The sequence below is a fragment of the Streptomyces sp. NPDC018263 genome, assembly GCF_055562575.1.
The window spans coordinates 438597-460104 of record NZ_JBVHFA010000001.1 but is presented as its reverse complement, the minus strand read 5'-3'; the positions used below and the strand labels follow the sequence as shown (position 1 = coordinate 460104).

The window sequence follows — 21508 nt, the reverse complement described above, 5'->3', positions numbered from 1 at the left end:
GGATCGACAGCGACTTCGAGGTGCGCACCTTGGCTTTCCAGATGCCGGACCGCGGCGGAGGCCCGACGGGGCCACGGATCAGGGCGGGCCGACCGTCCCGGCGGGTGAGGACCCTGCTCGTGACCCTGGGCGTCCTGGCCGCCCTCGGTATGGCCTTCACCATGTTCGCCGGCTTCTGGACGGACTGGCTCTGGTACCGGTCGGTGCACTACTCGTCGGTCTTCACCACCACCCTGTGGACGAAGATCGGGCTGTTCTTCGTCTTCGGTCTGCTGATGGCCCTCGCGGTGGGCTTCAACATCTGGCTCGCGCACCGGATGCGGCCCCCGCTGAGCGCCATGTCGATGGAGCAGCAGAGCCTCGACCGGTACCGGATGGGGATCGCGCCGTACAAGACCTGGCTGCTGCTCGCCGTCACCGCGCTGGTCGGCCTCATCGCCGGTGCCTCGGCGGCCGCCCAGTGGCGGGTCTGGCTGATGTGGGTCAACGGCGTGCCGTTCCACCAGAAGGACCCCCAGTTCCACCGGGACGTCTCCTTCTACGCCTTCGACCTGCCCTGGTACCGCTTCCTGCTGGCCTTCGGCTTCGCCACGGCCATCCTGTCGCTGATCGCCGCCGCGCTCACCCACTACCTCTACGGCGGACTGCGCGTCACCAGCCCCGGTTCGCGCGCCTCGGCCGCCGCGACCGGTCATCTCTCGGTGCTGCTCGGCGTCTTCGTGTCCCTGAAGGCCGTCGCCTACTGGCTCGACCGGTACGGCCTCGCGGTGAAGTCCAGCGACTTCCGGGCGACCGGCAACTGGACGGGTCTGCGCTATGTGGACGCCAACGCCTATCTGCCCGCCAAGAACATCCTGTTCTTCATCGCCGTCATCTGCGCGCTGCTGTTCTTCGCCACCCTGTGGCGGCGCACCTGGCAGCTCCCCGTCATCGGCTTCGGCCTGATGGTGCTCTCCGCGGTCCTGATCGGCGGCCTCTACCCGGCCATCGTGCAGAAGTTCCAGGTCCAGCCCAACGAGCAGGCCAAGGAAGCCCCGTACGTCCAGAAGAACCTCAAGGCGACCCGCGAGGCGTACGGCATCGACCACACCCAGGTCAGCGAGTACTCCGGCAGGGCCGCGACGGACGACAAGACCAAGCTGCGCGACCAGGTCGGCCAGACCGCCAGCATCCGCATCATGGACCCGAACGTGGTCTCGCCCACGTTCCAGCAGCTCCAGCAGATCCGGAACTACTACGGCTTCCCGACCAACCTGGACGTCGACCGGTACCCCACCAAGGACGGCAAGGAGCAGGACACCGTCCTCGGACTGCGCGAGCTGAATCTCGACGGCATCCCGAAGAACAACTGGATCAACGACCACTTCCGCTACACCCACGGCTACGGCGTGGTCGCCGCCAAGGGCACCGAGTCGGACGACAAGGGCCGCCCGGTCTTCACCGAGAAGAACCTGCCCTCCAAGGGCGACCTCGGCGAGTACCAGCAGGAGGTCTACTACGGCGAGAAGACCACCACGTACTCCATCGTCGGCGGTCCCCAGAAGGAGATCGACTACTCCGACGACGAGGGCGAGAAGACCACCAGCTACCAGGGAAAGAGCGGCGTCAACCTCGACAACCCGCTCAACCGGGCGGCGTACGCGGTGGCGTTCAACGAGCCGCAGATCCTCTACTCCGGGGCGATCGGCGACGGTTCGCGCATCCTGTACAACCGCACCCCCAAGGACCGCGTCGAGTCCGTCGCGCCCTGGCTGACCATCGACGGCGACGCCTACCCGGCCGTGGTGGACGGGCGCATCCAGTGGATCGTCGACGCCTACACGACCAGCAACGGCTACCCGTACGCCTCACGCACCACACTCGGGGACACCACGGCCGACTCGCTGACCGCGACCAACAACTCCCGTGCGGTGGTGGCCCAGCAGAACCAGGTCAACTACATCCGCAACTCCGTCAAGGCGACCGTCGACGCCTACACCGGTGACGTGAAGCTCTACCAGTGGGACTCCGCCGACCCGGTGCTCAAGACGTGGATGAAGGCGTTCCCGCACACGGTGAAGCCCCGTTCGGACATCAGCCCGGAGCTGATGGCCCATCTGCGCTACCCGCAGGACCTGTTCAAGGTCCAGCGCGAGCTGCTCACCCGCTACCACGTGACCAACGCGCAGACCTTCCTCAGCGGCAGCGAGGTGTGGCAGGTCCCGGACGACCCGTCCAACGACTCCCGCGACTCGGTCCCGCCGTACTACCTGAGCATGAAGATGCCGGACCAGAAGCAGCAGGTCTTCTCGCTGACGACGACCTTCACACCGAACGGCCGGGACAACCTGAGCGCGTTCATGGCCGTCGACTCCGATCCGCGCGCCAGCGACTACGGCAAGATCAGAATCCTGAAGCTGCCGACGAGCACCACGGTCGACGGCCCCAAGCAGGTGCAGAGCCAGTTCAACTCCGAACCGTCCATCGCGGAGACGATCAGCCTGCTGAGCCGGGGTCACTCCCAGGTGGAGTACGGCAACCTGCTCACCGTCCCGCTGGACGGCGGCCTGCTGTACGCGGAGCCGGTGTACGTGCGCGGCGGCACCCTGAAGTACCCGCTGCTGCGCAAGGTGCTGGTGACCTACGAGGGCCGTACCGCCTTCGAGGACACCCTGGACCAGGCGCTGGACAAGGTCTTCGGGGTCAAGGGCTCCGAGCCGCCGGAGTCCGGCACCACCGAACCGCCGTCCTCCACCAACCCGACGGTCCGCCAGGCCCTGGAGGACGCCCAGAAGGCGTACGACGCCGGGCAGGAGGCCCTCAAGTCCGGCCCGGACTGGGACGCCTACGCCAAGGCGCAGAAGGACCTCCAGAACGCGCTGCAAAAGGCCGAGGACGCCCAGTCCGCGGCGGAGAAGCCCCGGACCAGCGGCGACTGACCAAACCCGCCCCCGCGCCGTGCTAGAGTTGTACACACAACGGCGCGGGGTGGAGCAGCTCGGTAGCTCGCTGGGCTCATAACCCAGAGGTCGCAGGTTCAAATCCTGTCCCCGCTACTGAAAACGAAGGCCCGGATCTCATCGAGATCCGGGCCTTCGTGATGTGCGAACGCATGTACTCCCTGTTTCATCGGCCGCGCCGCCGACCGGAGTTGGGCCAACTGTGTTTGACTTGTCTCTCTGTGGGCATGTCGACAAAACGCTGTAGTGACCTCACGGGCTGCGGTACACCGGGTGTACCCAGGTTGCAGGTGGTGCGACGATGGACGTTATGGGGGACAAGGCAACTCTGTTCGAGACAGGGCGATTTGTGCAGCCTTCGGGTGAGGAACCGTCCCGTGACGTGGACGAGGTGGGGGAGGACGCCGAGGAGGTGCGCCTCGGGATGGCGGCGCGCACCGGCGACGCCGAGGCCGCCAGCGTCCTCGGGGCCATGCTGCTGCGCCGCGGCGACCTCGACGCGGCCGAGCCCCAGCTCCGTGCCGCCGCGTCCGCCGGTGACCGGCCCGCCGCCAACAACCTGGGCGTCCTGCTGCACCAGCGCGGATACGCCGACAAGGCCGCCGACTGGTGGCGGATCGCCGCCGTCGCCGGCTCCGCCGCCGCCGCGCACGCACTCGGCCGCCACCACCGCGAGCGCGGCGACGAACCCGCCGCCGAGTACTGGCTGCGCCAGTCCGCCGAGCAGGGCCATGTGCTCGGCGCCTACGCCCTCGCCGACCTGCTGGAGCACCGGGGCGACACCCGCTCCGCCTACTGGATGCGCGCCGCCGCCGAGCGCGGCCACCGCGAGGCCGCCTACCGGCTCGCCCGCTCCTTGGACGGCGGCGACGCCGAGCCCGGCACGGGACGCGAGGAGGAGCCCGGCACCACCGGGACCTCGGCCGAGGCCGAGCAGTGGTACCGCCAGGCCGCCGCACGCGGCCACCGCCGGGCCGCGCTGCACCTCGGCGCCATCCTGGAGAAGCGCGGCGAGCTGAAGGAGGCCGGGCGCTGGTACCTCACCTCGGCCAAGGACGGCGAGGCCCGCGCCGCCTGCGCACTCGGCTTCCTGCTGCGCGACGCCGGGGACACCGAGAGCGCGGCCGTGTGGTGGCTGCGCGCCGCCCAGGACGGTGACGGCAACGCGGCAAACGCGCTGGGCGCCCTGCACGCCGAGCGCGGCGAGACCCAGACCGCCGAGCGCTGGTACCGGGCCGCGCTGGACGCCGGGGACGACAACGGCGCCTACAACCTCGGTCTGCTCTGCGCCGAGCAGGGCCGCACCGCCCAGGCCGAGCAGTGGTACCGGCGCGCCGCCTACGCCGGGCACCGGGAGGCGGCGAACGCGCTGGCCATCCTGCTGCTGCGGGGCGGCGACACCAGCGGCGCCGAGCCCTGGTTCTCCAAGGCCGCCGAGGCCGGCAGCGTGGACGCCGCGTTCAACCTGGGCATCCTGCACGCGGGACGCGACACCGAGCGGGACGCCGAGGCCGCGGTGCGCTGGTACGAGCGCGCGGCCGCCGCCGGGCACACCGAGGCCGCCCTCCAGGTCGGCATCGCCCGGCTGCGCGAGGGCGACGAGCAGACCGCCGAGCGCCACTTGCGGTGCGCGGCCGGCGGCGGCAGCGCGGAGGCCGCGTACCGGCTGGCCACCGTGCTGGACGCGCGCCGCCCGCCGGAGCCCGCGCACGAGCTGGGCGAGAACGTGCACGACAAGACCGAGTGCGAGGAGTGGTACGAGCGGGCGGCCGGCCAGGGCCACCGGCGCGCCCAGGTGCGGGTCGGCATGCTCGCCGCGGCACGTGGTGACGTGGTCGAGGCGGCGCGCTGGTACCGGGCGGCCGCCGAGGCCGGCTCCCGCAACGGCGCCTTCAACCTGGGGCTGCTGCTGGCCCGCGAGGGCAGCGAGCCCGAGGCGGCCGTGTGGTGGACCCGCGCCGCCGACGCCGGGCACGGCCGGGCCGCGCTGCGGCTGGCCCTGGTGTACGCACGCCGGGGCGAGCTGGCCGAGGGGCAGCGCTGGGCGGCCCGCGCGGTGGAGCTGGGCCCCAGGGAGGTCGGCGAGCGGGCGGCGCGGCTGCGGGACGCGCTGCGCGAGGAGCTGTCGGCCTGAGCTGGGCCGATGGGGCGCGGGGGAACGGATTTGCCTCCGTGGCCATGGGTCCCGTAGTGTCGTGTTCACCGACGCGGGGTGGAGCAGCTCGGTAGCTCGCTGGGCTCATAACCCAGAGGTCGCAGGTTCAAATCCTGTCCCCGCTACTGAAGGCCGAGGGCCGGAATCCGAATGGATTCCGGCCCTCGGCCGTATCTGGGCTCCTGCCCGGTGCGCCAGGCTCAGGCGGCGGCGCACTCCGGGCACAGGCCCCGGTAGGTCACCTCGACGTCCGAGACGGCGAAGCCGAAGCGCTCGGTGGCGGGGAGGTCGGAGAGCGGGTCGCCGGTGGGGTGCACGTCACGGATCGCGCCGCACCGGGAGCACACCAGGTGATGGTGCGGGTGGTGCGCGTTCGGGTCGTACCGCTTGGCGCGGTGGTCCGTGCTGACCTCCAGCACCTCGCCGAGCGAGACCAGCTCGCCCAGGGTGTTGTAGACGGTCGCGCGGGAGATCTCCGGCAGTTTCGCCACGGCGCGCGCGTGGACCTCGTCGGCCGTGAGGTGGACGTGCTCGCCGTCCAGCACCTCGGCCACCACTCGGCGCTGCGAGGTCAGCCGCCATCCGCGTCCACGCAGCCGGTCCAGAAGGTCACTCATGGCAGCCAGCGTAACAGCAGGCCGAACAGATCCCGAACAGGTGTGACTTTGGAATCCGCACAGGGTTGGACTCGATCCAACCCTGCGCGGAGGGGTCCGGAGGGGGATCAGAGGGCCGGTTCGGGGGACCGGGCCGGGGTCCAGCAGCGGATGATGTCGCGGACCGAGACGATGCCGGCGGGCTCACCCCGGTCCAGTACGACCAAGTGCCGGAAGCCGCCGTGCGTCATGGCGCTCGCGGCCTCGCGCAAGGTCCAGGCCGGGGCGGCGAAGACCACGGACGTGGTGGTGTGGGCCTGGGCCGACTCGGCGTCGGGGTCCTGGCCGAGGCCGACGGAGTTGAGGATGTCCCGCTCGGTGAGGATGCCGATGCCGCCCGCGTCCGGGTCGAGCACCACGGCGGCGCCGACCCGGCGGGCGGACATCAGGGCGGCGGCCTGGCGGAGGGTGTGGGCGGGGCCGATGGTGAGGACCACCGTGCTCATGGCGTCTCGGACGAGCGTGGGGGGCGATGCGGGGGCGGGAACGAGCATGGGCTTCAGCCACCTCCTGCGGAACCCGTGCCGCACAAGCACGGATTCACGAATTCACAAACGAGGGAAGCTTCAGCGTGACAGGTAAAGGGGAGGTCAACAAGAGGGCGCGCGCGGCCAGTTGGGGCACGCGGAACCGGCGGGCGCGCTCAGTCGCCGAGGCGTCCCAGCAGCGCGTCGTGCAGCAGGCCGTTGGAGGCCGCCGCGTTGCCACTGTGCGGGCCCGGACGGCCGTCCAGCCCGGTGAAGGTGCCGCCCGCCTCGGTGACGATGATCGCGTTGGCCGCCATGTCCCACAGCGACAGCTCCGGCTCCGCGCACATGTCCACCGAGCCCTCCGCCACCATCATGTAGGGCCAGAAGTCGCCGTACGCGCGCGTGCGCCACACCTCGCGGGACAGCTCCAGGAAGCCGTCGAGCCGGCCCCGCTCCTCCCAGCCGGTGAGCGAGGAGTAGGCGAAGGAGGCGTCGGCCGGCTCGCTCACCTCGGAGACGTGTATACGGCTCGCCGAGGTCAGACTGCGTCCGGTGAAGGCGCCGTGGTCCTTCGCGGCCCACCAGCGGCGGCCCAGCGCGGGCGCCGAGACCAGGCCCACGACCGGGTGGAACCCGCCCGGACCCGCCTCCATCAGCGAGATCAGGGTCGCCCACACCGGGACCCCGCGCACGTAGTTCTTGGTGCCGTCGATCGGGTCGATCACCCAGCGGCGCGGGCCCGAGCCCTCGGCGCCGTACTCCTCGCCGAGCACCGAGTCACGCGGGCGGGCGCGCTGGAGGTGGTTGCGGATCAGCTCCTCGGCGGCCTTGTCCGCCTCGCTGACCGGCGTCATGTCCGGTTTCGTCTCGACCTTCAGGTCGAGGGCCTTGAAGCGCTCCATGGTGGTCGCGTCGGCGGCGTCCGCGAGGACATGGGCGAGGCGCAGATCGTCGAGATAGTCCGGCATGTGACGACCGTATCGGCCGCGGGTGTCCGGAAGCCACCAGGGGGAGCGCGGGCGCGGCGTACGGCGCGCAGGCCGAACCGCGCCCCCGGCACGCCCCCGGACCCTTGACAGCGCCGGCGGGCGAGTCAAATCTAAGCGCCACAGCTCGCCCCAGGGAGGCGAAGATGCCCGCAGCCCGCGAATCGCTGCTGGACGCCGCAGGCAGAGCGCTCGCCCACCGGCCGTGGTCGACGGTACGGATGGTCGACGTGGCCGCGGCCGCCGGAGTGTCCCGGCAGACGCTCTACAACGAGTTCGGCAGCAAGGACGGCCTGGCCAGGGCCCTGATGCGGCGCGAGGCCGACGGCTACCTCGCCGGGGTGGAACGCGCCCTCGCCACCCACACCGACCCCCGCGACCGGCTCGCCGCCACCGCCGAGTGGACCGCCACCGCCGCCCGCGGCAACGCGCTGGTACGGGCCATGCTCACCGGAAGCTGGACCGAACGGCTCCCCGAGCCCGCCCGCCCCGGCCTGCCCTCCACCTCCACCGTGCCCGCGCAGCGCCGCGCCGACGGGCCGCTGCCCGCACCCGGCGACTTCCTGCGGATGGTGCGCGACCGTGCCGTGGCCGTCCTCGCCCCACCCGGCGCGCCCGCGTCCGACACCGCCCGGCTGGCCTTCGCCTGCGAACTCGCCCTCCGGCTCGGCCTGTCCTGCGTGGCGGCACCGGCCGGCGAGGGCGGCACCGCGGCGCTGGTCCACCAGGCCCTGCACCGCGACTTCGAGAGTTAGTGCGCCGACCCCGACAACTGCAGGCCGATCACCCCGACGATCACCAGGGAGATGGAGACGATCTTCAGGGTGGAGACCAGGTCACCGAGGAAGACCATGCCGTAGATCGCCGTGCCCGCCGCGCCGATGCCGGTCCACACCGCGTAGGCGGGACCGACGTCGAGCTTCTTCAGGGCCAGGGTCAGCAGGCCGAAGCTGCCGAGGGCGAACGAGGCGAAGGCGATGGTCGGCCAGAGCCGGGTGAACCCGTGGGACAGCTTCAGGCACACGGCGAAACCGGTCTCCAGCAGCCCGGCGACGATGACCAGCAGCCACGCCATGCGCTGTCCTCCCCTAGGGTCCGGATCTCCGGCTCGGTGCGATTATGCACTTACCGAACCCGCGCCCCGGCAAACCACGCGAGGCTCAGTCGCCCTCCCGGCGCTCCCGCGTCGACAGCAGCCGGCGCAGCGAGTACAGCCGGGCCTGGCGCGCGTGCCCCTCGGCCACCCAGGCGTCCAGCGCGCAGTCCGGCTCGTCGTGGCTGCACGCACGCGGACAGTCGGCGGTCCCCGGCACCAGGTCCGGGAAGGCGTTGATGACCCGCGAGGGGTCGATGTGCGCCAGCCCGAAGGACCGTACGCCCGGTGTGTCGACCACCCAGCCGGTGCCGTCGCCGAGCGGGAGCGCCAGCGCGGAGGTCGTGGTGTGCCGGCCCCGGCCGGTCACCGCGTTGACGTGTCCCGTGGTGCGCCGGAGGTCCTGTGGGACCAGGGCGTTGACCAGGGTGGTCTTGCCGACGCCGGAGTGGCCGACGAACGCCGTTATCTTTCCGTCCAGTTGCTCGCGGACCCGGTCGGCCGCGTCGCCGTTCTCCAGCTCCTCGCGGCTGGTCACCACATAGGGGATGTCCAGGTCGCCGTACAGCTCCAGCAGCTTGTCCGGGGAGGCCAGGTCCGACTTGGTCATGACCAGCAGGGGCTCCAGGCCGCCGTCGAAGGCCGCGACCAGGCAGCGGTCGATCAGCCGGGGGCGGGGCTCGGGGTCCGCGAGGGCGGTGACGATGGCGAGCTGGTCGGCGTTGGCCACCACGACCCGCTCGTAGGGGTCGTCGTCGTCGGCGGTGCGGCGCAGCAGGGAGGAGCGCTCCCCGATGCGCACGATCCGCGCGAGCGTGTCCTTCTGGCCCGACAGGTCACCGACCAGCGAGACCCGGTCGCCCACGACGGCCGCCTTGCGGCCCAGCTCGCGGGCCTTCATCGCGGTGATCGTCCGCCCGTCGACCAGACAGGTCAGCCGGCCCCGGTCGACGGTGAGGACCATGCCCTCCGCCGCGTCCTCGTGCTTGGGCCGGATGTTGGTCCGCGGGCGGTTGCCCTTGCGGTTGGGACGCGTGCGGATGTCGTCCTCGTCGGTGTGCTTGCCGTAGCGGCGCATGATCTCGTCCCGCCCGTTCAGTTACCGAGCATCCCGGCCCACAGCTCGGGGAAGTCCGGGAGGGTCTTCGCCGTCGTCGCCACGTTCTCGATCCGCACCCCCGGCACCGCCAGGCCGATGATCGCGCCCGCCGTCGCCATCCGGTGGTCGTCGTAGGTGTGGAACACACCGCCGTGCAGCGGGCGCGGCCGGATGTGCAGGCCGTCGGCGGTCTCGGTGACGTCGCCGCCGAGTTCGTTGATCTCCTTGGTGAGCGCGGCCAGCCGGTCCGTCTCGTGCAGCCGCAGATGGGCCACCCCGCGCAGGGTCGACGGGGAGTCGGCGAGGGCGGCGACCGCGGCGATGCCGGGGGTCAGCTCGCCCACGTCGCCCAGGTCCACGTCGATGCCGTGCACCGCGCCGGAACCGGAGAAGACCAGCCCGTACTCGGTCAGCTCGCAGGAGCCACCCATCTCGGTGAAGATCTCCCGCAGCCGGTCACCCGGCTGGGTGGTGCGCTCCGGCCAGTCCGGGATGGTCACCTTGCCGCCGGTGACCAGGGCGGCCGCCAGGAACGGCTGGGCGTTGGACAGGTCCGGCTCGACGGTGAGGTCCCGGCCCAGCAGCGCGCCCGGCGTCACCCGCCACACGTTCGGCTCGCCGCCCGACTCCGGCGTGTCCACCTGGGCGCCGACCGCGCGCAGCATGTCCACCGTCATCCGGATGTGGGGGAGCGAGGGCAGGGTCGCGCCGGTGTGGCGGACCTCCACGCCCTGGTTGAAGCGCGGCGCGGACAGCAGCAGCGCCGAGACGAACTGGGACGACGAGGACGCGTCGACCGACACCGGGCCGCCCTCCAGCGCCCCGCCGCCGTGCACGGTCAGCGGCAGCGCGCCCCGCCCGTCGTCGTCGATCCGGGCGCCCAGCACCCGCAGCGCGTCGATCACGCCGTGCAGCGGGCGCTCGTAGGAGCGGGGGTCGCCGTCGAAGCGGACCGGGCCGTCGGCCAGCGCGGCGACCGGCGGCAGGAAGCGCATCACCGTGCCCGCGTTGCCGACGTCCACCGCGGCCGGGCCGCGCAGCCCCGTCGGCAGCACCCGCCACGCCTCGCCGGAGCCGTCCGGGCCGACGCCCTCCTCGATCTCCACGCCCATCGCGCGCAGCGCACCGGCCATCAGCAGGGTGTCCCGCGACCGCAGCGGACGGCGCAGCCAGCCCGGCTCGGAGGCGAGGGCGGCCAGCACCAGGGCGCGGTTGGTGACCGATTTGGAACCGGGCACGTGGACCGTCGCGTCGACGGCCCCGGTCGCGTGCGGGGCGGGCCAGAGGGCGGTTTCAGCGGGGTTCGCGGTCATGCGCTCCACTTTAGTGGCTGGGACCGCGCCCAGATCTTGATCGAACCCGTCCGGCGGCGGCTCAGAGCCGCAGCAGCCACTGCCCGCCGCCGATCAGCGCGCACAGCGACACCGCGTGGAACAGGAACAGCCACAGCCACGCCGGCACATGGGTGAGCCGCGACAACTGGTCCGCGTCCGAGTCCCCGGCGCCGCCCCGCCTGCGCTTGGCCTGCAGCTCGAAGGGCGGACGCACCCCGCCCAGCAGCAGGAACCACACCACCGCGTACGCGAACGCCGCCTGCACCTGCGGTCCCGCCAGCCACGACACCAGCAGGAAGGCCCCGCCGGTCAGCACCACGGTGAGCACCCCGTAGGCGTTGCGGATCATCACCAGCATCGCCAGCAGCAGGGCGGTCGCCACCCACAGCAGCAGGGTGATGCGCCCGGCGGCCAGCAGCGCGGCCCCGCCGAGCCCGAGCAGCGAGGGCGCGGTGTAGCCCGCGGCGGCCGTCAGGATCATGCCGAGGCCGTACGGCTTGCCCCGGCTCACCGTGAGGCCGCTGGTGTCGGAGTGCAGCCGTATCGCGGTCAGCTTCCGGCCGGTGACGAGCGCGATCAGGCCGTGGCCGCCCTCGTGCGCGATGGTGATCGCGTTCCGGGCCACCCGCCACACCGGGTGCGGGGCGACCACGGCGAGCGCGGCGGCCAGGGTGGCGAGGACCACCCACAGGTCGGGACCGGGCTGGGTGCCGCTGAGACGGTCCCAGAGGTCGGGCAGCGCGGTGGTCGTGTTGCTGTCCATGTCTGCGGGTGGCTCCCTGTCGTCGGACGGACTCTGGCACTGTGGCTGGTATGTGCGGACGGTATGCGGCCAGTCGTGGCCCAGAGGATCTCGCGGCGGTCTTCGACATCGAGGTGGGGGTCCCCCCTGCCCCGGAACACGGGGGCGACCGGACCCCGGAACCCGAGGAGACCCTGGCGCCGGACTGGAACGTGGCCCCGACCAAGGAGGTCTACGCGGTTCTGGACCGTCCGCTGAAAGACGCCGCCGACCGCCGTCCGGTTCGCCAGTTGCGCCGGCTGAGGTGGGGACTGGTGCCGTCCTGGGCCAAGACCCCCGAGGGCGCCGCCCGGATGATCAACGCCCGCGCGGAGACCGTGCACGAGAAGCCGGCCTACCGCCGCGCCTTCGCCGCCCGCCGCTGCATCCTGCCCGCCGACGGCTACTACGAGTGGGTCACCGGCGAGCAGGAGCGCGACCTGGAGGTCGAGGGCAAGAAGAAGCGGCCCCGCAAGCAGCCGTACTTCGTGCTCCCCGCCGACGGCTCGGTGTTCGCCATGGCCGGGCTGTACGAGTTCTGGCGCGACCGCACCCTGCCCGACGACCACCCCGGCGCCTGGTGGGCGACCTGCTCGGTGATCACCACCGAGGCCGAGCGGGGCCCGCTGGCCGTCGCCCCCGCCGAGGGACCCGGCTCGCTCGCCGACATCCACCCCCGGATGCCCCTGATGCTGACCCCGGACCGCTGGGACGCCTGGCTGGACCCCGCCCGCACCGACCCCGAGGACCTGCGGGAGCTGCTGGCCCCGCCGCCCGAGGGCCTGATGCGGGCCTACCCGGTGTCCACGGCCGTCAGCAACGTCCGCAACAACGGGCCGGAGCTGCTGAAGGAGCTGGAGGGGCCCGAGGAGGGCACACTCTTCTGACGTGAGCCCCTCCACCTCCACGCATGAGACCGAGACCGTCGGGACCGAGGCCGGGACCGCGCGCGTCACCTGGCACCACGCGCCCGAGCCCCGCCTCGTCCTGGCCGTGAGCCACGGCGCCGGGGGCGGCATCGAGGCCCGCGACCTCCAGGCGCTCGCCGCCGCCCTGCCCGCGCACGGGGTGAGCGTCGCTCTGGTCGAACAGCCCTGGCGGGTGGCTGGACGCAAGGTGGCCCCGGCGCCGAAGACGCTGGACACCGGCTGGCGGGGCCTGTGGCCCGCGCTGACCCGGCCCGGTCTGCCGGTGATCTCCGGCGGCCGGAGCGCGGGTGCCCGCGTCGCCTGCCGCACCGCCACCGAGCTGGGCGCCCGCGCGGTGCTCGCGCTGAGCTTCCCGCTGCACCCTCCGGGCAAGCCGGAGAAGTCCCGCGCGGACGAGCTGCTCGGCTCCGGGGTCCCCACCCTCGTCGTGCAGGGCGGGAACGATCCCTTCGGCCGGCCCGAGGAGTTCCCCGGGCAGTTCCGAGAAGGCGGATTCGAACTCGTCGAGGTGCCCTACGGCGACCACTCCTTCGCGGTGCCCAAGCGGGCCCCCGTGACCCGGGAGGCCGCGCTGGAGACCGTGACGGACGCCGTCATCAGGTGGGCCGCGTCACTCGGGTGACCCTCGGGAATGCCGGACCGGGCACCGCTGTTGTGGCGGACAGAAGTACTGGAGCGCCGGTGAGGCGTCGTCGCGGGAGAGGAAGTCAGCCGCATGGGTTCGACCGCATGTCCGAGTCGCAGCAGCCGTACTGACCTGGACTGGACGGTGCTGCACGCGGCCAAGACCGCTCCGATTCGAGCGGCGGCGGGTACGGGTCGTGTTCTATCCTCCGAAACGAGTGGGGCCGGTCTCGGCCTCGCGCGGGAACTTGAGGAGGTGGGTCCGGTCACCGGTACCGACGCAGGGGCCGGCAGCGGCCAGGCGGAGCAGCCCGAGGACCAGGGCGTGAGCGCGGGAACGGGCGCCGAGAGCAGCACGGAGCGCAGCGCGCGCTTCGAGCGGGACGCGCTCGAATTCCTCGACCAGATGTATTCGGCCGCGCTGCGCATGACGCGCAACCCGGCCGACGCCGAGGACCTGGTGCAGGAGACGTATGCCAAGGCGTACGCCTCGTTCCACCAGTTCCGCGAGGGCACCAACCTCAAGGCGTGGCTGTACCGGATTCTCACCAACACCTTCATCAACTCGTACCGCAAGAAGCAGCGGGAACCCCAGCGCAGCGCCGCCGAGGAGATCGAGGACTGGCAGCTCGCGCGCGCCGAGTCGCACATGTCGACGGGGCTGCGCTCCGCCGAGTCCCAGGCGCTGGACCACCTGCCGGACTCGGACGTGAAGTCCGCGCTCCAGTCGATCCCCGAGGAGTTCCGCATCGCGGTCTACCTCGCGGACGTGGAGGGCTTTGCGTACAAGGAGATCGCGGACATCATGGGGACACCCATCGGTACGGTGATGTCCCGGCTGCACCGGGGCCGTCGCCAACTGCGCGGCATGCTGGAGGACTACGCGCGCGAGCGCGGCCTGGTCCCCGCGGGCGCCGGAGAGTCGAACGAAGCGAAAGGCTCGGGCTCATGAGCTGCGGAGAGCCGCACGAGACGGACTGCAGTGAGGTCCTCGACCATCTGTACGAGTTCCTCGACAGCGAGATGCCGGACGTCGACCGCGACAAGTTCCAGCACCACTTCGAGGAATGCCACCCGTGCCTGGAGAAGTACGGTCTGGAGCAGGCCGTGAAGAAGCTGGTCAAGCGGTGCTGCGGACATGACGACGTCCCCGCCGACCTGCGCGCCAAGGTCATGGGCCGGATCGAGCTGATCCGCTCCGGAGGCACCGTCCCCGAGCATGACGTGACCGCGGTCGCCCGCGAGAGCTGACCGCCGCTTCCGTCACCCGAACGTGCTAATCCCACCGGACCAGCCCCCGCCCTGACCGTGCCCCGTCCTACGCTCCACCCGGACGGGGCACGGTCGGGGAGGGCGTCATGGAGGCGGTTCCGGCAAGGGCACGGATCTGCGTGGCCGGCGCCGCCCTGCTCGCCGCGCTCTGCGCACTGCCCGCCCTCACCGGCCCCACGCCCTGGGGCACCCTCGGCCTTCTCGCCGCGCTCTACGCGCTCTGCGACCAGGTCGTGCGCCGCCGGTTCGGCGGCACCTTCTACCCCGTCCTGCTCGCCGCGGCCTTCCTGCTGACCCCGGCCGCCGCCGCGCTCGTTCCGCTGCCCGCCGCCCTGCTCTCCCCGGTCGAGCACGCGCCCGCCCTGCCGCGCCGCGTCTGGCGCGCCGCCCGGCCCGCGCTCGCCGTCTGGGCCGCGGCCCGGACACACCACGCGCTCGACGGCAGCGCCGCCGTCGCCGGCTCCGTCTTCCCGTACGCCCTGCTGCCCGCCGGGGCCGCCGTGCTCGCCTTCTGCCTGGTGCTGACCCTGCTCGACGGCGCCATGCACGCGGCCGCCGACCGGGTGCCGCCGCGCCGGGCCTGGCGGGGGCTGTTCACCCGCTCCCTGGCCCCCGTCGCCGTGCACGGGCTGGCCGGGCTGATGACCGCCGTGCTGTGGCGCAGCCCCTACGGGCCCGTCGCCGCCCTGCTGGTGCTGCTGCCGATGGGGGTCTCCTGCTGGGTGTTCGCCCAGTACCACCGCGAACGCGCCGCCCACCAGGCCACCATCCGCGCCCTGGTGCAGGCCGTCGACATCAAGGACGGCTACACGAGGGGGCACAGCGAGCGGGTCGGCCAGGCGTCCGTGATGATCGCCCGCCAGCTCGGCCTGGACGACGCACGCGTGGAGGTCCTCCGCTTCGCGGGCATCCTGCACGACGTCGGCAAGCTCGGCGTCCCCACCCGGCTGCTGCGCAAGGACGGCCCGCTCACCCCCGAGGAACGCCGGATCATCGAACTCCACCCCGAGTACGGCCACGAGATGACCCGCGGCATCTCCTTCCTCGGGGAGGCCCGCGCGGCGATCCTGCACCACCACGAACGCCTCGACGGCAGCGGCTACCCCTACGGGCTCGTGGGCACCCAGATCCCCGAGTGCGCCCGCGTGGTCGCCGTCGCCGACGCCTTCGACGCCATGACCTCCACCCGCTCCTACAGCCGGGCCCGCCCGGTCGAGGCCGCCGTCGCCGAGCTGGAGCGGTGCGCGGGCGCCCAGTTCGACCCCCGGATGGTCGGCGCGCTCGCCGCCGCCCTGCGCCGTCACGGCTGGCGGCCCGAGGTCACCGCCGACGAACCCGCCCCCGGCGTCCCGCCCCCCCAGCGCACCCACGGCCGGACCACCGGGGCCCACCGTTGACCGCCCGCCCGAGTGCCCGCCTCCTGATCCACGGCGCCGCCGCCCTCCTCGCCGCCGTCGCGTTCGGCGCCACCCTGTGGAGCGGTGTCGACGGCCGGGGCACCGCGCTCGCCTTCGGCGTCCTCATAGCCGTCGGCGAACTCACCCGCTGGACGGGCGGCGGCTCCCGCCGCGCCGCACCGCTCGGCACCGCGGGCTCCCTCTCGTACGCCCTGCTCGGCGCCGACGCCGGGCGCCCCGCCGAGCACGGCGCCGGCCAGATCCTCACCGTGGTCGTCGTCGCCACGCTGCTCGGTGGCGTACCACACATCTGGCGCGGGAGCAGCCCCACCCTGGACCACCTCGCCCGCCGCGTGCTGACCGTCGGCTTCGCCGCCGTCTGCTTCCAACCGCTGTACAGCCGGGGCGTGTTCGAGCACTGGGACGGTTCCGCCTACGCCCTGACGCTCGTCGCGCTGCTGGTCCTGACCGCGCTGTGCGACGCCGTACTGGCCGCCGCGCTCGCCCGCTCCCGCACCGGCTGGCCCTTCGGGCCGCTGCTGCGCGAGGAACTGCGCGGGCTGCTCGGCATCGGGTCCGCGGTCTGCGCCACCGGCGCGGTGATGGCGCTCGCGGTCGCCGTGGCCGGACTCTGGGCCCTGCCGGTGTTCTGCCTCCCGCTGCTGCTCACCCAGTTGTCGCTGCGCCGGTACGCGGCCGTGCGCGCCACCTACCGGCAGACCATCACCTCCCTGGCCCGCGCCACCGAGATCGCCGGGTACACCCCGGCCGGCCACGCCCGCCGGGTCGCCGCCCTCAGCCTCGCGGTGGGCCGGGACCTCGGGCTCACCGGCACCGAGCTGACCGTGCTGGAGCACGCGGCGCTGATGCACGACATCGGCCAGCTCAGCCTGGTCGACCCCGTCCCCGCGGGCGCCACCGCCGGGCTGCCCGGCGCGGAACAGCGCCGTATCGCCCTGCTCGGCGGGGCCGTGGTCCGGCAGACCGGGGTGGCGTCGGCCGTCGCCGTGGTCGTGGAGCGGCAGGCCGACCCCTACCGGGACCAGCCGGTCGCCGCCCGCATCGTGCGCGCGGTCAACGCCTACGAGGAGAGGTCCCGCGACGCCGGGGCCGAGGGCCCCCTGCGCGCGCTGGAGGAACTGCGGCTGGCCACCGCCGGGGACTACGCCCCCGAGGTGGTGGAATCACTGGCGCGGGTCCTGTCCCGCGACTGTCTGACCCTGCCGGTTGCTGGGTAACCGATGGGTAATGAGCGCCTCTCCCAGGTGACGTGGTTGGATGCGAGGGAGAGGCAGTCCGGGGGCAAAAGCCAGCCCACTGAGCGGAACGGAACTGGCAGGCGGGAATCGTGAGGATCTTCGGCAAGGTACGGAACCGGCCCTCCGCCTCCTGGCGGCAGGCCACCGACCGGGCGTTCACGCTCATCGGCGACGGCCGGTACGAGGACGCGGGCGAACTGCTGACCCGCGCCGCCGATCTGGAGCCCTGGCTCGCCGAGTCCTGGTTCAACCTGGCCCTGCTGCACAAGTTCCGGCACGACTGGGAGCAGGCCCGTGCCGCCGGTCTGCGTGCGGTCGCCCTGCTGGACCGCGAGACCGGCGCCCCCGACTGGTGGAACGTCGGCATCGCCGCCACCGCCCTCCAGGACTGGCCGCTGGCCCGCCGCGCCTGGCAGGCGTACGGGCTGAAGGTGCCCGGTGGCGCCACCGCGCTCGGCGAGCCGCTCGGCATGGAGCTGGGCAGCGCGGCCGTACGGCTCTCCCCGGAGGGTGAGGCCGAGGTGGTCTGGGGACGCCGGCTGGACCCGGCGCGGATCGAGGTGCTGTCCATTCCGCTGCCGTCCTCGGGGCGGCGCTGGGGCGAGGTCGTCCTGCACGACGGCGTTCCGCACGGTGAGCGCACCACGTCCACCGGGCACTCCTATCCGGTCTTCGACGAGATCGAGCTGTGGGCGCCCTCGCCCGTGCCGACCTGGGTGGTGCTGCTGGAGGCGGCGACCGAGGCGGACCGGGACGCGCTGGAGCAGCTCGCCGCCGACGCGGGGTTCGCGGCGGAGGACTGGTCGTCTTCCGTGCGGCTGCTGTGCCGGATGTGTTCGGAGTCGCGGATGCCCTCCGACGAGGGGGAAGGTGTGCATCTCGATCCCCACGATCACAGTGAGCCCGGTCATCCCGGTCCGCTGGGGCACCGGACGGACGGACAGCTCTGGGTGCCCGAGCGGGAGTGCGGGATTGCTGCGCCGGCCTCGCTGGTCCGGGGGTTGCTGGACGGGTGGGTCGCGGACAGTCCGGACTCCCGGGACTGGCGAGACCTGGAAGAGGTCTGCTGAGGGCTCCTGCGGCAAGCCCACCCACGTACCCTGTATCCGCTAGTCCCCCCAGTTTTTGTGCAGGAAGGCGTCACTCGGTCATGGCTCAGCAGGACACCGATCAGCAGCACGTGGGCGTGCTCCCCGTCGATGACGAGGGCTATGTCGTCGACACGGAGGACTGCGAGGAGCGCGAGACCGGGTGGCGCGAGCGCGGTACCTCGCGGCCGATCACGGTCGTCGGGAACCCGGTGCTGCACAAGGAGTGCGCGGACGTCACCGAGTTCGGCCCCGAGCTGGAGCAGTTGGTCGCGGACATGTTCGCCAGCCAGCGCACCGCCGAGGGCGTGGGCCTGGCCGCCAACCAGATCGGCGTGAGCCAGAAGGTCTTCGTCTACGACTGCCCGGACGACGACGGTGTCCGCCACACCGGCGTGGTCGTCAACCCCAAGCTGGTCGAACTGCCCGCCGCCGCCCGCCGCCTGGACGACAGCAACGAGGGCTGCCTGTCCGTGCCCACCGCGTACGCGCCGCTCGCGCGCCCCGACTACGCCGAGGTGACCGGGCAGGACGAGAAGGGCAACCCGGTGAAGGTGCGCGGCACCGGCTACTTCGCCCGCTGCCTCCAGCACGAGACCGACCACCTGTACGGCTACCTCTACATCGACCGCCTCTCCAAGCGGGACCGCAAGGACGCCCTGCGGCAGATGGCCGAGAACGAACCGCGCTACGACGTGGTCGCCAACGACTGACGCGACCGCGCGTAACCAGCGCCACCGCACCGAACAGCCACGACGCCCGGCCGGAGACCATTCCGGCCGGGCGTCGTGGCTGTTCGTTCACCTGTTCGCCGAAAGAATCCCGGCGACTTGGGGTAGTGAAAGGAGCAAATCCGTTCCCCAGACGGTCAGTTGTAGTGCTGAATAGGGGTGCGGGGATACGCAACGGCGCACGCCCGGCACGGCAGGGAGGGGCGTGTGCTCCTGGCGGTCGAGAGGGGACTGTTCGTGCATGCTTTCTCACGCGGCACCACATCGGCGACAGCGGTCGCGGTACCACCGTCCCTCGCGCTCCCGGTGATCGAGGACGCTTTTCCCCGGCGGCTGCACCCGTATTGGCCGAGGCTCCAGGAGAACACCCGGCGGTGGCTGCTGGAAAAACGGCTGATGTCCCCGGACAAGGTCCGCGAGTACGCAGACAACCTGTGCTACACGGATCTGATGGCCGGCTACTACCTGGGCGCCCCCGACGAGGTCCTCCAGGCCATAGCCGACTACAGCGCGTGGTTCTTCGTCTGGGACGACCGGCACGACCGTGACATCGTGCACGGCCGGTCCGAGGACTGGCGGCGGCTGCGGCAGTGCCTCCATACGGCGCTCGACGCACCCGGCGACCATCTGTGCCACCAGGACGCGCTGGTGGCCGCTTTCGCGGACAGCGTGCTGCGGCTCTACGCGTTCCTGCCGTCCACCTGGAACCAGCGGTTCGCCCGGCACTTCCACGAGGTGATCGAGGCGTACGACCGGGAGTTCGGCAACCGGGTCGCGGGCCGGGTGCCCGGTGTCGAGGAGTACCTGGCGCTCCGGCGGCTCACCTTTGCGCACTGGATATGGACCGATCTCCTGGAACCGAGCGCCGGATGCCAGCTCCCGGACGCGGTACGGAAGAACCCGGCTTTTCGGCGCGCGGCCCTGCTGAGCCAGGAATTCGCCGCCTGGTACAACGACCTGTGCTCGCTGCCGAAGGAGATAGCGGGCGACGAGGTGCACAATCTCGGAATAAGTCTCATCACCCATTCCGGACTCACTCTCGAAGAAGCCGTCGAAGAACTCCGGCGGCGCATCGAGAACTGCATCGCCGAATTCATCGAAGCCGAGCGCGAAGCGCTGGAGTTCGCCGGAGAACTCGACGACGGCACCGTGCGCGGAAAAGAACTGAGCGCCGCCGTACGGACCTGCGTCGGCAATATGCGGAACTGGTTCAGCACCGTCTACTGGTTCCACCACGAGTCCGGCCGCTACATGGTCGACACCTGGGAGGACCGGTCCACGCCCCCGTACGTCAACAACGAAGCGGCAGGTGAGAAATGACCGTCGAAACCGTCAATCCCGAGACGCGGGAAGTGGCCGAACTGAAGGACCCGCCCCTCGCCGGGGGCGCCGTCCCGGTGCTCGGGCACGGGCTGAAACTGGCCCGCGACCCGCTCGCGTTCATGTCCCAACTGCGCGACCACGGCGACGTGGTGCGCCTCAAGCTCGGCCCCAAGACGGTGTACGCCGTCACCGCGCCGGCGCTCACCGGCGCACTCGCGCTGAGCCCCGACTACAAGATCGACGGACCGGTGTGGGAGTCGCTGGAGGGGCTGCTCGGCAAGCAGGGCGTGGCCACCGCCAACGGCCCGCTGCACCGGCGGCAGCGCCGCACCATCCAGCCCGCGTTCCGGCTCGCCGCGATCCCCGCCTACGGGCCGATCATGGAGGAGGAGGCGCACGCCCTCACCGAGCGCTGGCGGCCCGGCGTACCCGTCGACGCCACCTCCGAGTCCTTCCGGGTCGCGGTGCGCGTCGCGGCCCGCTGCCTGCTGCGCGGCCAGTACATGGACGAGCGCGCGGAACGGCTCAGCACCGACCTCGGCGCCGTCTTCCGGGGCATGTACCGGCGCATGGTGCTGCCGCTGGGACCGCTGTACCGGCTGCCGTTCCCGTCCAACCGCGAATTCAACCGGGCACTGGCCGATCTGCATCTGCTGGTGGACGAGATCATCACCGAGCGGAGGGCATCCGGTCAAAAGCCGGACGATTTGCTGACGGCTTTGCTGGAGGCGAAGGACGACAATGGCGACCCCATCGGTGAACAGGAGATCCACGACCAGGTCGTCGCCATACTCACCCCCGGCAGCGAGACAATCGCCTCCACGATCATGTGGCTCCTGCAGATCCTCGCGGACCATCCCGAGCACGCCGAGAAGGTGCGCGCGGAAGTTGAATCGGTAACCGGCGGGGCGCCGGTCGGATTCGAGCACGTGCGCAAGCTGAGCCACACCAACAATGTCGTCGTAGAGGCCCTCCGACTGCGGCCCGCCGTATGGATATTGACGCGCCGCGCGCTCACCGACACCGCACTCGGTGACTATCGCATTCCGGCCGGGGCGGACATCATCTACAGTCCCTACGCGATTCAGCGCGACGCCCGCTCCTACGCCCGCCACCTCGACTTCGACCCCGACCGGTGGCTGCCGGAGCGGGCCGAGGAGGTGCCGAAGTACGCCATGAGCCCCTTCAGCGTCGGCAACCGCAAGTGCCCCAGCGACCACTTCTCGATGGCCCAACTGAGCCTGATCGTCGCGGCGATATCGGCGAAGTACCGGTTCCGTCAGGTCGAGGACTCGGACGCCGGCACCCGCGTGGGCATCACCCTGCGCCCGCACCGGCTGCTGGTCGAGCCCGTGGAGTGGTGAGGCGTCAC

20 protein-coding genes and 2 tRNA genes are annotated in these 21508 nt (G+C 71.9%); 15 read left to right on the top strand and 7 right to left on the bottom strand.

The genetic code is table 11. From position 1 onward, the window contains the following. Positions 1-41 precede the first annotated feature (41 nt). The 4 genes from ACZ3HQ_RS02095 to ACZ3HQ_RS02080 all read left to right on the top strand — a co-directional run bounded on the left by ACZ3HQ_RS02095 (position 42) and on the right by ACZ3HQ_RS02080 (position 5219). Complete coding sequence (locus ACZ3HQ_RS02095; RefSeq protein WP_467507964.1) at positions 42-2918, top strand: UPF0182 family membrane protein; 2877 nt, start codon at positions 42-44, stop codon at positions 2916-2918. A 43-nt stretch (positions 2919-2961) separates the two neighbouring features. Beyond that, a tRNA-Met gene (locus ACZ3HQ_RS02090) sits at positions 2962-3035 on the top strand. A 205-nt stretch (positions 3036-3240) separates the two neighbouring features. After that, positions 3241-5073 carry a tetratricopeptide repeat protein gene (locus ACZ3HQ_RS02085; RefSeq protein ID WP_467507181.1) on the top strand — a complete coding sequence of 611 codons (1833 nt, stop codon included), beginning with the start codon at positions 3241-3243 and terminating at the stop codon, positions 5071-5073. Positions 5074-5145: 72 nt separating this feature from the next. Continuing rightward, positions 5146-5219 (top strand) — tRNA-Met (locus ACZ3HQ_RS02080). A gap of 75 nt (positions 5220-5294) precedes the next feature. Here ACZ3HQ_RS02080 and ACZ3HQ_RS02075 read toward each other — a convergent pair. The 3 genes from ACZ3HQ_RS02075 to hisN form a co-directional block, all read right to left on the bottom strand. Continuing rightward, the gene (locus ACZ3HQ_RS02075; RefSeq protein ID WP_467507180.1) at positions 5295-5711 is read right to left on the bottom strand and encodes a Fur family transcriptional regulator; all 417 of its coding nucleotides are present in this window, start codon (positions 5709-5711) and stop codon (positions 5295-5297) included. A 107-nt stretch (positions 5712-5818) separates the two neighbouring features. Beyond that, positions 5819-6196, bottom strand: a complete 378-nt coding sequence (locus ACZ3HQ_RS02070; RefSeq protein ID WP_467507179.1) for a CBS domain-containing protein — start codon at positions 6194-6196, stop codon at positions 5819-5821. Positions 6197-6393: 197 nt separating this feature from the next. Beyond that, positions 6394-7188, bottom strand: a complete 795-nt coding sequence (gene hisN / locus ACZ3HQ_RS02065) for a histidinol-phosphatase (protein WP_467507178.1) — start codon at positions 7186-7188, stop codon at positions 6394-6396. Positions 7189-7352: 164 nt separating this feature from the next. Between hisN and ACZ3HQ_RS02060 the strand changes: the two genes are divergently transcribed. Then, positions 7353-7961: a TetR/AcrR family transcriptional regulator gene (locus ACZ3HQ_RS02060; RefSeq protein WP_467507176.1), complete on the top strand. Its 609-nt coding sequence runs from the start codon at positions 7353-7355 to the stop codon at positions 7959-7961. Here ACZ3HQ_RS02060 and ACZ3HQ_RS02055 read toward each other — a convergent pair. From ACZ3HQ_RS02055 to ACZ3HQ_RS02040, 4 genes are all read right to left on the bottom strand, one after another. Further along, positions 7958-8281 (bottom strand): DMT family transporter, encoded by a 324-nt coding sequence (locus ACZ3HQ_RS02055; RefSeq protein WP_086693118.1) that lies wholly within the window; start codon positions 8279-8281, stop codon positions 7958-7960. The two genes, ACZ3HQ_RS02060 and ACZ3HQ_RS02055, sit on opposite strands and share 4 nt — an antisense overlap. A gap of 85 nt (positions 8282-8366) precedes the next feature. Then, positions 8367-9377, bottom strand: coding sequence for a ribosome small subunit-dependent GTPase A (gene rsgA, locus ACZ3HQ_RS02050; protein WP_467507175.1), 1011 nt, complete (start codon positions 9375-9377; stop codon positions 8367-8369). A gap of 17 nt (positions 9378-9394) precedes the next feature. Beyond that, entirely contained in the window at positions 9395-10711 is a 1317-nt protein-coding gene (gene aroA / locus ACZ3HQ_RS02045; protein ID WP_467507174.1) for a 3-phosphoshikimate 1-carboxyvinyltransferase, read from the bottom strand. 61 nt (positions 10712-10772) lie between these two features. Then, the gene (locus tag ACZ3HQ_RS02040; RefSeq protein ID WP_467507172.1) at positions 10773-11495 is read right to left on the bottom strand and encodes a M50 family metallopeptidase; all 723 of its coding nucleotides are present in this window, start codon (positions 11493-11495) and stop codon (positions 10773-10775) included. A 50-nt stretch (positions 11496-11545) separates the two neighbouring features. Here ACZ3HQ_RS02040 and ACZ3HQ_RS02035 point away from each other — a divergent pair, with 50 nt between their 5' ends. From ACZ3HQ_RS02035 to ACZ3HQ_RS01990, 10 genes are all read left to right on the top strand, one after another. Beyond that, the gene (locus ACZ3HQ_RS02035; RefSeq protein ID WP_467507171.1) at positions 11546-12400 is read left to right on the top strand and encodes an SOS response-associated peptidase; all 855 of its coding nucleotides are present in this window, start codon (positions 11546-11548) and stop codon (positions 12398-12400) included. 1 nt (position 12401) lies between these two features. Beyond that, positions 12402-13064 (top strand): alpha/beta hydrolase family protein, encoded by a 663-nt coding sequence (locus ACZ3HQ_RS02030; protein ID WP_467507169.1) that lies wholly within the window; start codon positions 12402-12404, stop codon positions 13062-13064. A 258-nt stretch (positions 13065-13322) separates the two neighbouring features. Beyond that, positions 13323-14018 (top strand): sigma-70 family RNA polymerase sigma factor, encoded by a 696-nt coding sequence (locus ACZ3HQ_RS02025; protein WP_467507168.1) that lies wholly within the window; start codon positions 13323-13325, stop codon positions 14016-14018. Next, positions 14015-14317, top strand: a complete 303-nt coding sequence (rsrA, locus tag ACZ3HQ_RS02020; protein ID WP_161149708.1) for a mycothiol system anti-sigma-R factor — start codon at positions 14015-14017, stop codon at positions 14315-14317. The genes ACZ3HQ_RS02025 and rsrA overlap by 4 nt, the downstream gene beginning before the upstream one ends. A gap of 107 nt (positions 14318-14424) precedes the next feature. Next, complete coding sequence (locus tag ACZ3HQ_RS02015; protein WP_467507166.1) at positions 14425-15735, top strand: HD-GYP domain-containing protein; 1311 nt, start codon at positions 14425-14427, stop codon at positions 15733-15735. Next, positions 15732-16973: an HD-GYP domain-containing protein gene (locus tag ACZ3HQ_RS02010; RefSeq protein WP_467507165.1), complete on the top strand. Its 1242-nt coding sequence runs from the start codon at positions 15732-15734 to the stop codon at positions 16971-16973. Before ACZ3HQ_RS02015 ends, ACZ3HQ_RS02010 begins: the two co-directional genes overlap by 4 nt. Positions 16974-17083: 110 nt before the next feature. Then, positions 17084-18064, top strand: coding sequence for a hypothetical protein (locus ACZ3HQ_RS02005; protein WP_030807439.1), 981 nt, complete (start codon positions 17084-17086; stop codon positions 18062-18064). A gap of 80 nt (positions 18065-18144) precedes the next feature. Then, positions 18145-18795, top strand: coding sequence for a peptide deformylase (gene def / locus ACZ3HQ_RS02000; RefSeq protein ID WP_467507163.1), 651 nt, complete (start codon positions 18145-18147; stop codon positions 18793-18795). 255 nt (positions 18796-19050) lie between these two features. Then, the gene (gene cyc1 / locus ACZ3HQ_RS01995; protein WP_467507161.1) at positions 19051-20133 is read left to right on the top strand and encodes an epi-isozizaene synthase; all 1083 of its coding nucleotides are present in this window, start codon (positions 19051-19053) and stop codon (positions 20131-20133) included. After that, positions 20130-21500: a bifunctional albaflavenone monooxygenase/terpene synthase gene (locus tag ACZ3HQ_RS01990; protein WP_467507160.1), complete on the top strand. Its 1371-nt coding sequence runs from the start codon at positions 20130-20132 to the stop codon at positions 21498-21500. The genes cyc1 and ACZ3HQ_RS01990 overlap by 4 nt, the downstream gene beginning before the upstream one ends. Positions 21501-21508: the final 8 nt, after the last annotated feature.